The organism is Acidicapsa acidisoli, assembly GCF_025685625.1.
In the GTDB taxonomy this organism is placed as follows: domain Bacteria; phylum Acidobacteriota; class Terriglobia; order Terriglobales; family Acidobacteriaceae; genus Acidicapsa; species Acidicapsa acidisoli.
The window spans coordinates 1,866,715-1,878,986 of record NZ_JAGSYI010000002.1; the positions used below are offsets into that span (position 1 = coordinate 1,866,715).

Here is a 12,272-nt window from a genome sequence, read left to right on the forward strand (position 1 = left end):
CTCTATCACTTATTGAAGTAATTGTTTTGCCACGATTTGTTCCGCGATCCAAATCGACCCCGGCCCGGTGAGGTGTGTCGTATCCTTTTGCATCGGTACCCCCGACGAGACATACTCGCGACATTGCCCATTGGTGCACAGAGCATCAAAATACGAAAAGTAGCCAACATGCCATTGATTCCTGGTAAGAGCATTCATCGTGCGATCCAAATCGCGAACCGATAATAGCTTATGTCTCTGGGGAAGACCGAGATCGGAATTCCCTATAGAAATGGCCAGCAATCTGGGAAGTGGGGCATCATATTCAACCACCGGACCGACGACGATCGGAGTAATTCCGAGACCCCTGATGTATTGAATTGTCGAGGAAAGATGGTCGAGATCGTTGACCGTCCAGTGTCCTCCGAGGATTACCGCCTTGACATGAGATTTGGGCAAATACTCGCGCAGAGCAAACTCAATCAGTTTGACGCACTGAGGATTTTGTCTGACCTCTTGCGCGATCGTCGGTTTGCAACCAGACGCTGTTGCCTGCAAGAAGTTTGCGTTAGAGACTACGTGGGAGAGTCCGTACCACAGATGTGCAGCATGGCTATCGCCCAGGATCAGGTAATTGGGAAGTGTCTTACTCTCGGTGAGACATGCAGCTCGGTCAAAATTCTGATACGTGTAAGATTCGGTCAACAAGCACGATCCCGTCCGATTGCGCGCTTCCTCAGCAGGGTCCTCGAGATAGGAGGCGACCGCACTGGCGCCAACGGGAAACCGTGAGGGCATACCATTCATCAGAAGAAAGAGGCACGCGGCAGCCGCTGGGACGCTTGCGGCCAATGCTGCGAATTTGAATACTGTAGTGGGAGCGACAGCACCTCTGTTGCGGCGAAATGGAAGTTCGATAAATCGCCACGAGAACGCAGCCAGAAGAATCGAGAGTGCAAAGGTAAACGCCTTCTGCTCATTTGCTGTAACACCAGAAAGATTCAGCCCCATCGATTGAAATACGATCACTGGCCAATGCCATAGATAGAGTGAATAGGAGATCAGCCCGATGAAGACCAACGGTCGAAGCGAAAGCGCTCGTCCGACAATGGTCTTGCCAGCCGATCCCGAGCCAATGAGGAAGACGGCTCCCAGACATGGAGCCAACGCAGCCACACCGGGAAACGGTGTGGATTTGGTATAAGTCATTGCGGCGAAAATAATCAGACCAAGCCCAACCGCCGCTATCATATTTCGCAGCAACGGGTATTTCATTCCAGGTAGGCCGCCGAAGACCAGCAATGCCCCACTCAGAAGTTCCCATGCTCGCGATGTGGGCCAGTAAAAGGCCGCACCGGGATCGCTGAATGCCTGCCACGCACTGAGCGCAAAAGACGCTACCGCCAGGATGAGCAGGATAAAGAGCGCCGATCGCCTGGCATAGCGGTACAGCAGCGCTAGAAACGCGGGAAAGAGGATGTAGAACTGCTCCTCCACTGCCAGCGACCACGTATGGAGCAGTGGCATTGTTAGCGCTTCAGGCTTGAAGTATCCCGTCTGACTCCAAAAATAAAAATTGGATACAGATCCAAGAGCCGCCAGAAGAGAGCGGGAGTAGTCCCTAAGCTCACTCGGCAACAAGAGGACGAATGAGAAGACCGATGTTGCGACGGTAACACCAATCAAAGCTGGGGCGATCCGCCGGATACGCCGTACGTAGAAGCCTTGAATGCTAAAGCGAGAGCCATCCAACTCACGCATGAGAATCGATGTAATCAGAAATCCTGAGATGACAAAGAATACGTCGACCCCGATGAATCCGCCAGGAGTGAATCGTGTGCGTACGTGATAGGCAACAACCAGCAGTACTGCCACTGCCCTTAAACCATCGATGTCAGGCCGGTAGGCTTGGCTCGTGGATGCTTCCATCAATAAGTCTCCTCGCCTGGGAAGGTGATTCATGTTATGACTTGCCTTTGCGTGCTGCAATCTTCGATCGATTCAGCTTGAATACGCAGGCTCCGCCACTTCGTCAAAGACCAGGGCGCGTTTCTCTTCCTCAGCGCTACGCACAAGCCAGAATGAATTCGCAACGTACGCCATCCACAACAGAGAATTCGTACTGAGTAGAGAGCTCTCGGTAAGGTTGTATAGAACCGTAAAGATCAGCAAAACCAATGGCCATGATTGATCGATTTCGCGATGCGTTCTGGCCGTGTGCAGCGAGGAACGGAAGATTCGCCACATACCAATGAGCAATAGCACCAATCCTACGATTCCAATACCGAGCCACACCTCGAGAAAGCCGTTATGCGCGTGTGGCACGGATACTTCCCAATTAACGGTCTCGCTCACTCGTTCGCCTTCCCAGCTATTCCAAAAAGCCGCGAAGCCGTACCCTTGAATGGGTCTAGCCGATATCTCTCCAAACACTAGTTGCCATAAGGGGATGCGTCCCGTTAACGAGGAGTTTCGACCGACCGCGTGCAGGAGACGATCGGAATTCTCAACAAACCAAAATCCGACTGAGGCCCCGACGGCTCCGATCACAGCCGCCAATCCAATAAGTGGCCGAATACGCAGATAGAGCGCCCTGCGAAAGAACAGCGCGACAAACATCAGGAACGTTACGACCACCGCCGTTGCCGATTTGGAAAGCAGCATGAGGACGCAACAGAGCAACAGCATTCCGATCCGTATCAGGCGATGACGTCGTTCGCTCAATGCAAGTAAGGCGAAACAGATCGAGCCAAGTGCCATCATCCGCCCCAGAGCATTCTTCAGGAAGTAAATTCCCTGCCAGGAACCATCCGCCGTTAATCCGATCCCCGGAAACAATAGGCCCGCAGCAAGACTCGCAATTGCACCCAATCCGACTACGAGGGCAATCATTTTGAGTTGTTGTTTTAGGTCATATCGCATCCCGATGTACAGGCCGGCCATCGACGTACCCACGAGGGCGACGGCTCGGCGAAAGGTCTCGCTTGGATCTCCCGACCATATCGTCGAAGCAAGAACCCAGAGGCATACCACAATCGTCCACCTCTCCCTTTGAATGAGAGATATCGCGGTTTTTCTGAACTTCATCAGCAGGAAAAAGAAGAGAGCCAAATATAGCAGCCCAAAGATGACCTGCATAACAGGCTGGCCTTCGCTTGAAGTGGCCGTACCGGCTCCGGTGATGAGACTCTGTCCCGCACCCGTGGACAACATGAGCAGCAAAAATAGCATGACTTGCTCTAAATTTTTCACTGGAAACTCCTATTATCTAGTTCGGTTGCCCCACAAGCGAACTGCCGTACATTGAATCCACACTGGCCTGCCAGGTAAGCGTGGCCGCGTGAGCCCGCGCCGCCTCGGAAAGGCGGCGAAGTATACTTCGATCCGCCAGTACTTCGGTTAGAAATTGTGCAATTGCCTTTACTACCTGATCTTCGCTGAGCCCCGCGGTTGAAATCACTCGCCCGCAGCTATCGTTGACTGCGGTCGCCGGGCCGCCCAAATCGAGGCAAACCACGGGCAAACCGAAGGTCAGCGCTTCCAGTACAGCCGAGCCACCAGAATCATGGAGGCTGGGAAACGTGAATAGATCGAAGCTGGAGTAAACGCCGATCAATTCCTCGCGCGGCATCCATGGAATCCATGAGATAATCGCGTCCACGCTAAGTCGCCTGGCGAGCCGTTGCAACCGGGGTAGGTCACGGCCAGAACCGATGATGGACAGATGAAGGTTCGGATAACTTGCATCGAGCAGCGCCAGGGCCTTCAAGACCAGATGAAGCCCCTTCCATGGCAGTAAACGGCCGACGTACAGCAATTCCAATCTGGACGAGTCTTGTGCCACCCGATTATTCAATAGATTGGGGCGCAAACGCACGAGACCTTCGAAATCGATGCCTATCGCTTGCTGGCTTCTGCTCTTGTGACGATATTTCGCAGGGATCTTGCTTAGGGTTTCCTGCGTTGTCGCAACGATCTCAGAAGCAGCTTCATAGGTGGATCCCATCCAGAGAGCCATCAAAGCGCTGGATGCGCGCCTGAGAGCATCCCACAGCCTACCCCTCCATCCCAATCCACTCCGGAGGTTCTTCGGTGTATCTTCTCCGCCACCCACTGGACCAAAGATGAAAGGTATCCCAAGCTGGCCCATGAAGCTTGGAACACGAAAACTGGCCCAGGTGATGTGATGCACACGATCAAATTTCTCGGTGCGATGCAGCTTCAAAGCAAGACGAGCGGCTGTGTACTGCCACAGGAAATAATAGGAATAATTCCCAAGTGGCAGCTTATAAATTCGTTGCAGAAAGGGGGACAGATCGTGAAAGACGAATTGGAGCGACTCGGCAGGATGCCTCTCAATATACGTCTCGATCTCACGTTGGTTGACTGTCCGCGTTATCACAATGACACTGTGACCATTCGCTGCAATGCATTGCGCCCAGTTCCAACCCAGTCCCGGCTCTGAGCCGCCCCCTGGAAGGCATGAATAGGCAGACAGAAGAACTTTCATTCCATGAGCCTCAATCACTATCCGTAGATCACTGGACTAGTTCCGGTTGAACTCCAACCGTGATCGACCTTCCGATTATCCCGGTCCTGCCGCCGTTCAGTGCCATGACGGAAGTCGCGCGCCATGATTCAGGGATGGCAAGAGTAGTTCCGCCTCTCGTATTCCAGACGACATGAGAGGTGTCGCCTTTGTTCAGCAACTCGCAAGTCCACGTGCCATCCGAGGAACTGGCGCACCGGGTGAGAACGGAACCCGTCATCCAAAGCTGGGTGGTTGCGAATGCTTTCCCGGCTGGGGTCAACGCAGCATTGTCCGCACCGGTGAGTTCAATCTGAGTCCCGCGATGGTTCTCCCAGGCGTACCAGTAGAAACGTCGAACGCCTGCGCTCCAATTCAAGAAATAGGCGCGAGAGATATAAGCTGCCTGCATGTCTGGCGGGAGCTGATTCGGGCCGAGCCAGCCTGCTTCGGTATTCCAAAGCGGCTTACCCGCTACGCCATATTTCTGCATCAGGTTCCTGACTTTTTCAATCAGAGGCTCCATGGCCTCGGGAGGATCATCTTTGCCAACATAGAAGTGATATCCAATCACATCCACATACTGACCACCTCCCTTGCTAAGAAACTTGTCCAGAAACGGAAGACCGTACGCTCCCGTCGGCGCCGGAGATACGATCCGGCAACCTGGATCGATTTCTTTTAAAATTCGGGATGCTTCGCGCGTCAGGTCGACCATGTTATCTACGCTTCCGCTCCAACTCTGCGGCCGGTTGGGTTCATTCCAAATTTCCCATTCTCGAATGCGGCCCTTATACCGGGTTGCCACCGTTCGAACAAAGTTTTTCCAATCCTCCATATCGCTTGGCGGTCCAGATAACCCCGGAGGATTGCCGGCCTCTACATCCGTCGGTGCATCGGGTTTGCTCGAAGCCCACTGAGGCGTATAGGTCAATGGCATGAGTATCGGAGTCTTGTGGTCCATGCTCCACTGCACGTACTTGTCAAGCAAGTCAAAATACCACTTGTCCTTCGCGAGTTGAAGGTCTGCCCAGTTCACATGAGCTGTTCTCCACCCCCCCAATGGAACTGCTGGCCATGGTACGTGATTCAAAGGGTGAAACAGGATATTCATGGAAAAATAGGACGCAGGAATAGCTTCGCTGCTGGCAGAACCTTCGTAGAATCGAGTCGACCCGGAACTTACCCCAGCCGTGGCCAGCGCAGAGAAAATCAGAAATAACAACCCTGAGCGCATCGCACCGTAATGACTTGATCGAGCCCCATTCAACGGCCTGTCTTCTCGATAAAGAAGGTCAATTCCTCGAATTCGATGAAACGCGCGCAAGAATCGAATGCTCATGACGACTCCATGGAGGCCATCGATCTCTTGGGTTCCATGCGGCAAATGATGGTGGAAGCGGCAAAAACGATGATCGCAAGGAGCGCATCCGAAGCCAGGCTGGAGTACACTGCGCCGCGCCACGAGTAGGCAGGTATGACCCAGAGATTGATGACAATATTAAATACTGCCACAAACACCTGAAGCACCATTCGAACGCCCTGATATCCGGCCCCGGTAAGTGCGTCCGAATAGAACGAATGTACTGTTCTAATCAGTGGCAGCACAGCAAGCCAGCGCAGGGCCTCTTCAGAACGAGCATACTCCTGGCCGAGAATTCGTGGAACAAAGGGGGCGATCAATTGAAGTCCGACCAAAATCAGGACGCTATAGATAAGGCCTTTGGGTAACAGCCGCTTCATATAGGCGACGGAGCCCTCGATTCCCGACTGCCCTGCGCGAAAAAATCCGGGAGATGCTGCATAAAGAAGCGAACGCACGGGCGTGTAGGAGACATCGATGATCCGGTAGGCGGCCGCGTAAAGACCAGTTGCATCAAGCGTCGAATACCTCGCAAGCATCGCCTTATCGAGATCGTTGTATATCGTCTGCGCGCTTAGACCGGTCGAGAAATAGAAGCCTTCGGTCATTTCGCCGAAGATCTTTGCCAGATTGATCCGCGGCATTCCAAGGCGCCGGCTTACAAGAATGATCGAGGCTGCGGCCGGAATCAAGGATGACCCGCAGTAGAAGTATCCCCATTGCAGCGCAGTTGGATGCTTCCATACAAACGCAACGACGAGAGCCGCGATGAAGCGCACGACGCTCAGAAAAACAATAATGTTCGCCATCCAGCGCACCTGTTCGACACTCTGAAAGGCCTGGCCCGCAGCGTCGGTCAACCGGGCCGCGAAAAGATCGGAAATGGCTACTGCGAAGACCAACTGCGCTGGGATGGACGCTGGCAGTACAAATCTGGCCAGAGCCATCACGAGGGCAAGAAGTATCGAGCCTGAAACCGCCGTCATGAGAAGCGTATTTCCCCAGCTCTCGGCAAAGGCGGCCCGATCCCGCGATACATTCTTAACGAGCAGATTGCCGAACCCAAGCGTGGCGAACGGTGAGAGGATCGCGACCAACGCTACGGCACCGACAAAAGAACCGTAGTTATTGACCCCCAGCACCCGGGCGATCACCACGAAGTAAGCGCCCTGAATTACAAGGCGAGCCCCCTGCCCAAGGAATACCCAGAAGGTATTTCTTGCCATCGTGCTGCCAAAGAGACGCTGGAGCTGGCCTTTCATCATTGCAACCAGGGCTTGTGGTTCAGCCTGTAGGTTAATGCATTCGTACGCTGACCGATGACCTTTGCTGGAATCCCTCCCACAATGGTCAGCGCGGGAACATCCTTAGTCACCACGCTGCAGGCAGCAACTACTGCGCCCCGACCAATTCGGATGCCCGGAAGGATAGTTGAGCGTGAGGCTATCCACACATGATCCTCGATGATGACATCGCCGCCCACCGTAGCGTGGGAGTCGCTGTTAACGTCGTGTTCGAGCGTCCAGATGCTGGTATCTTGCGCAATATCGACGTCCTCTCCAATAACCAGTGCACCTCCTCTACCATCCAGCAACACTCTCTTGTTGATGACTGCACGATCTCCTACTGAAATATTCTTCCCCTGACGGATCTCGATTCCTCGCAGTAGACCAATCCCCTCACCGCAGCTTTGGACCAGAGCACGGAAAATCACGACGCGGATCCAGCGCACCGGAATATGCGTGATGACATCATTGAAAAAAATCTGCCCAAGATAAGCAATCCTGGCTCTTGTGCGGCTGAGCACTCCTGGAGCCTCCGTTCCCTTTTCTTATGAATCGTAATGCAGTCTCTCATTTCCTCACACTCCAGAAATTCGGTTCATCCGAATCCAAAGCAATTCGAGAGAAAAGCGGCGAACTATGTCCTTTGCGTCACCCAGACGCAGGCCACTACGATCTGGCCACATGGCTCACAAGCCTTAACATCGGGCAGGCAGCCAGGGGCCAGAGGCATCACACATTTCACCCCGTTCATCACCCGTATAGAGTCTCGGTCGCAGGCGCGACTCCGCTTGTCGTAAATCGAGACAAGTGCAGCATCTGCAACAGAACCAGAAAGACGTAGGCCGGGTTCAAGTAAATGTAACGCCGCCAAAGCCTCCTGGGCTCCGAGGTCAAGCGAAACAACCACTCCAGACCGCGATCCTGCATCCAGGCAGGCGCCTGGGGGATGAGCCCCGCAATGAACGGAAATGCTGCGCCGACCGCGAGAATGGGCATTGAAAGAACTTCGCGAAATTCATATGCGAAAGCCTCCTGCCTTGGGCAGCCCAAGCCGACCAAGGTGATAGAGGCGCCCGAGGAGATAATCCGGGCGGCCAGTTCAGATTTCTCCTCCGGTTTGAGTCGACGAAATTTGGAAGGCTCCGCGCCGGCGATCTTTATTCCCGGAAACTTCTCGTCGAGCGATTGCTTTAACGCGATAAGAATCTCAGGAGTGCTTCCGTAAAAATAGACGGACTTGCCCTCCGCAGCAGCTCTCTCGCAGACCTTAAGTGTAAGATTTGGCCCATAGACTCGGTCTGGTAATTGAGCGCGATACAGTAAATTCAGCACCCAGCGAACCGGCTGACCATCTGGCACAAGCAGATCAAAGTGGTTCAATCGAAATTTATGCTCAGAATCGAGAACCCCGGTCATCACGCCGTGGACGGCCAGAGCAGAGATCGTTGTCCCCTTTTTCTCCTGAGCGGCGCGAAAGATGAAGTCCAGAGCCGCCTCGTAGTCCACTGCATCGATCAAGATGCCAATAATGTTCTTCTTACCTAGATTACGCATGCCTCTCCCCAACGTTCTACATTCAATTCATAGATTTCCTGCAAAATCTGTGAGACATCGAAGGATATCTTCCAATCGGGATAGTGCTGCTGAAAACGAGACAAATCGCTTACCCACCAGATATGATCTCCCCGGCGGTTCTCATCCACGTACTTGAAATTGAACTGGTTTCCGGTAATCTTTTCACTCAAAGAGATGGCCTCAAGCATGGAGCAGTTGCTGTCGCGTCCGCCTCCAATGTTGTAAACCTCTCCGGAACGAGGACTCTTGAAGAACTCATGGAACGCGCGAATCAGGTCGGCGCTGTGGATATTGTCGCGCACCTGCTTTCCCTTATAGCCAAAGATGGTGTAAGGCATCCCAGTAACTACACACTTCATCAGGTAGGCCAGGAATCCGTGTAACTGTGTTCCGGAATGATTTGGGCCCGTCAGACACCCCCCGCGAAAACAGGCGGTCTTCATACCAAAATATCGACCGTACTCCTGCACCAGGATATCCGCGGCAACCTTTGACGCTCCGAAAAGGCTGTGAAGAGTGGAATCGATGGACAGGCTCTCAGGAATTCCATTTGCATATTCGTGGCTTGGATCAATCTCCCAGCGTGTTTCCAATTCAACAAGTGGCAAGTAATTTGGACGGTCTCCGTAGACCTTGTTGGTGGACATGAATATGAATACGGCGTTTGGAGCAAACCTCCGCGTCGCTTCCAACATCACCGAGGTCCCATTCGCATTGACGGTAAAATCCGTGATCGGGTCGCTGGCAGCCCAATCGTGAGATGGCTGCGCGGCAGCGTGGATAACCAGCGCTATCTGATCGCCGTAACGCTCGAATATCCGGGAGATACCCTCAGAATCACGAATGTCCACCTCGTAATGCCGGAAACAGGGAACTTCCCGCTCCAGTCTCTCTGTCATCCAGTGCGTAGAAGCCGACTTTCCAAAAAACTTGGCCCGCATGCCATTGTCGATTCCAACAACCTCCATCCCTAAAGATGCGAAGTAGCTTACGGCTTCTGAGCCCACCAATCCGGACGAACCGGTTATGATAGCAATACTCATCGAATGTCCTCCTGTTATGGTCGCCAGCCGGAATGCATGCCAAGAAGTGCAGCCCGAATCGCGACAGAATCTCAAGTAAGTGGCTTCAGGCGATTAAGCGGCTCCCGCACCCTTGAATACGGCAGGGACAGTCTTCACGAGGATCTTAAAATCCAGCCAGAGCGACCATTCATCCATGTATTGAAGATCGAGAAGCATCCACTGATCGAACGAGATGGAGCTTCGCCCATTCACTTGCCAAAGGCATGTAATCCCGGGCTTGACGCTAAAGCGCCGTCTTTGCCAATCTTCATTGAAACCTTCGTAGTCGCGTACAGGCAGCGGTCTCGGTCCTACCAGGCTCATGTCCCCAATTAAGACGTTCAAGAGTTGCGGTAGTTCGTCGATGCTGCTCCTACGCAAGAACTTCCCGATTGGCGTGATCCGCGGGTCATTCTTGATCTTGAATACGGGACCCGTCACCTCATTTTGCCGCTCCAAAGTCGACATGAGCTTTTCGGCATCAGGGACCATCGTTCGGAACTTGAATATCTTGAAACGCCGCTTGTTCAGTCCAATTCGTTCCTGGAGAAAGAAAATTGGCCCAGGAGAGGTAAGTTTAATCGCGATTGCCGCGACAATCAGGAGGGGCGAGAAGGCCATGAGAGCTAGAGCCGACAGAATGAGGTCAAACGCTCGCTTCGCGGTTCTGGGGACAAGCTCATCTGCGCCGGTGTAGGTGGTAATGTATTGATCGCCTTCAAATTCCTCCGCACGCCAACGCGAAGTCTTTAATCCAAAAATATCTGAATTGAAGCGCATGGTAATTCCGTGCTGCTGACACAGGCTCGCGACTTCAGAAGAGTGACGATAAAAGGATCCAAATGGCAGGTAAATCGCGACTTCATCCACTACATTCCGCCGGAGATATTCAGCGAGCCCCGCGTAATCGCTGACCACTTTGAAATTTGCCTCATCCAGTGCGCTGATTCCAGGCCAATCGTTATCCACAAACCCAAGCAAATGGTATCCGCGCGTTTTGTTCGCGCAGATACGTCTGGCGAAGTCGACCGCCCTGGGGTTGGTGCCCAAAATTAGCATATGACGTAGGTTTCTACCACGTACACGGAGGCGGGCAGCTATGAAGCGAAGAGTCAATCGCGCAATGCCAAGGACCAATGAACTGACTACCCAAAATACCGCGAGGAAATGGATAGTGATCATTCGAATTGAAAAGACGGAACTGAGAACCACGAAGCAAGCGACGGCGAGTGTCGTGGCCTTCAGAATGTCTACCATTTCCATGCGGCGCCTGGAAAACCGCCTCGATCTATACAAGCCGCAGAGACTGAAGACCACATGGCAGATGAGAAAGGCTAGGGCGATGATCCCAAAATTAACCACTCTCGTTCGCATCGAGAGGAATTGTTGAAGGGGAACGTTCGATTCCGTCTCGACAATAAAAATAGTGGTTAGAGCAAATGAGAACACCACGAGAATCAGGTCGCACAACTTAACTAAATCGATCGTCAAACGCTGCTTCTCAATCACAATAGCTCTCCGCAGTACCCTTCATTGAGGCTGTTCACACAAAACAGATTACGGGTCGGGGGAAAGACCTAGGATAGACTTGGCGGCGTACACGAGATGAGCAAAAAGGCACCGTTTCGGCGCTCAACGTTGTGCCATAACGAGACCGCAAAAACGTGGATCCTTGCCACTCTCGCTTACCGGAATGACGAAGTGCAATTGAAGACTTTTCTAAAGCCTGCTGTAGATTTTCTCCGGGATCGGGAATGTTCTCTTATTCAAGACCGCAGCCAGGATTGGAACCTTGACGGACCGCAGGTTCTCCGCTACCGCTGCGGCAGCTTCGCGACGGGTAGAGTCGGCCTCAATAATCAATACCAATCCATCAGAGAGCTGGCCGAGGACTACTGCATCCGAGTATCTGGTCAAGGGCGGGACATCAATAATCACAAAGTCAAATTCCTTGCGAAGCTGGTCCACGCGGAGTTTAAGGCGATCCGAGGTGAGAAGGTTTGGGGAGTCTATGGCGACTGTGCCGGAAGAAAGAAACCAAAGATTTTCGCGGCCGATGAGCTTCGTATACGTGCCGATGGGCGCGTTCTGCAACAGTGCTTCTGTGAAACCGTGATGATTTGGCACTCCCAACAATCCGGATAACGATGGAGAACGGAAATTGGCCTCAAGCAAGCACACTCTGCCTCCAGCGTTTTTGGCTAAAGTCTCCGCGACCGACGCGCAGATTCGGCTGCAGCCGTTACCGTGATCTATGCCGGCAAATACCACTACCCTGGGCGGCTCTTGCGTTTGCCGGAGAAAGATTTGCTGGACGAGTCGCAACGATTCATCGTCGGCCCACGTACTCAACCCATTTCCAACGTTGCTCACAACTGGGGCGATAGACGCTCCATTCGGTGATGCGCCAAGAGACTGTTCCTTCTCAAGCTGTTGCAGCAGTTCGAAATGCTTGCTCATTGTTGTTCTATCTCCTT

General features: G+C 53.0%; 10 protein-coding genes. All 10 read right to left on the reverse strand.

Translation table 11 applies throughout. The features are described 5' to 3' along the window. Positions 1-9: 9 nt before the first annotated feature. Entirely contained in the window at positions 10-1,908 is a 1,899-nt protein-coding gene (locus tag OHL23_RS17440) for an acyltransferase family protein (protein ID WP_263353188.1), read from the reverse strand. Between the two features lie 72 nt (positions 1,909-1,980). Next, complete coding sequence (locus tag OHL23_RS17445) at positions 1,981-3,231, reverse strand: O-antigen ligase family protein (protein WP_263353189.1); 1,251 nt, start codon at positions 3,229-3,231, stop codon at positions 1,981-1,983. Positions 3,232-3,247: 16 nt separating this feature from the next. Then, positions 3,248-4,489: a glycosyltransferase family 4 protein gene (locus OHL23_RS17450; protein WP_263353190.1), complete on the reverse strand. Its 1,242-nt coding sequence runs from the start codon at positions 4,487-4,489 to the stop codon at positions 3,248-3,250. A 28-nt stretch (positions 4,490-4,517) separates the two neighbouring features. After that, entirely contained in the window at positions 4,518-5,546 is a 1,029-nt protein-coding gene (locus OHL23_RS17455) for a glycosyl hydrolase (protein ID WP_263353191.1), read from the reverse strand. A 299-nt stretch (positions 5,547-5,845) separates the two neighbouring features. Then, the gene (locus OHL23_RS17460) at positions 5,846-7,096 is read right to left on the reverse strand and encodes an oligosaccharide flippase family protein (protein ID WP_263353192.1); all 1,251 of its coding nucleotides are present in this window, start codon (positions 7,094-7,096) and stop codon (positions 5,846-5,848) included. A gap of 35 nt (positions 7,097-7,131) precedes the next feature. Next, the gene (locus tag OHL23_RS17465) at positions 7,132-7,677 is read right to left on the reverse strand and encodes an acyltransferase (protein WP_263353193.1); all 546 of its coding nucleotides are present in this window, start codon (positions 7,675-7,677) and stop codon (positions 7,132-7,134) included. Between the two features lie 229 nt (positions 7,678-7,906). After that, positions 7,907-8,710 (reverse strand): WecB/TagA/CpsF family glycosyltransferase, encoded by an 804-nt coding sequence (locus OHL23_RS17470; RefSeq protein ID WP_263353194.1) that lies wholly within the window; start codon positions 8,708-8,710, stop codon positions 7,907-7,909. After that, entirely contained in the window at positions 8,698-9,774 is a 1,077-nt protein-coding gene (locus OHL23_RS17475; RefSeq protein ID WP_263353195.1) for an NAD-dependent epimerase/dehydratase family protein, read from the reverse strand. The genes OHL23_RS17470 and OHL23_RS17475 overlap by 13 nt, the downstream gene beginning before the upstream one ends. Before the next feature lie 93 nt (positions 9,775-9,867). Next, positions 9,868-11,304: a sugar transferase gene (locus OHL23_RS17480; RefSeq protein ID WP_263353196.1), complete on the reverse strand. Its 1,437-nt coding sequence runs from the start codon at positions 11,302-11,304 to the stop codon at positions 9,868-9,870. A 210-nt stretch (positions 11,305-11,514) separates the two neighbouring features. Continuing rightward, entirely contained in the window at positions 11,515-12,255 is a 741-nt protein-coding gene (locus OHL23_RS17485; RefSeq protein WP_263353197.1) for a CpsD/CapB family tyrosine-protein kinase, read from the reverse strand. Positions 12,256-12,272 lie beyond the last annotated feature (17 nt).

Excerpts from the sequence above, each read along its gene's own strand:
- OHL23_RS17440 (WP_263353188.1), bottom strand. The coding sequence starts at position 1,908 with ATGGAAGCATCCACGAGCCAAGCCTACCGGCCTGACATCGATGGTTTA.
- OHL23_RS17485 (WP_263353197.1), bottom strand. The coding sequence starts at position 12,255 with ATGAGCAAGCATTTCGAACTGCTGCAACAGCTTGAGAAGGAACAGTCT.
- OHL23_RS17460 (WP_263353192.1), bottom strand. The coding sequence starts at position 7,096 with ATGGCAAGAAATACCTTCTGGGTATTCCTTGGGCAGGGGGCTCGCCTT.
- OHL23_RS17470 (WP_263353194.1), bottom strand. The coding sequence starts at position 8,710 with ATGCGTAATCTAGGTAAGAAGAACATTATTGGCATCTTGATCGATGCA.
- OHL23_RS17450 (WP_263353190.1), bottom strand. The coding sequence starts at position 4,489 with ATGAAAGTTCTTCTGTCTGCCTATTCATGCCTTCCAGGGGGCGGCTCA.
- OHL23_RS17475 (WP_263353195.1), bottom strand. The coding sequence starts at position 9,774 with ATGAGTATTGCTATCATAACCGGTTCGTCCGGATTGGTGGGCTCAGAA.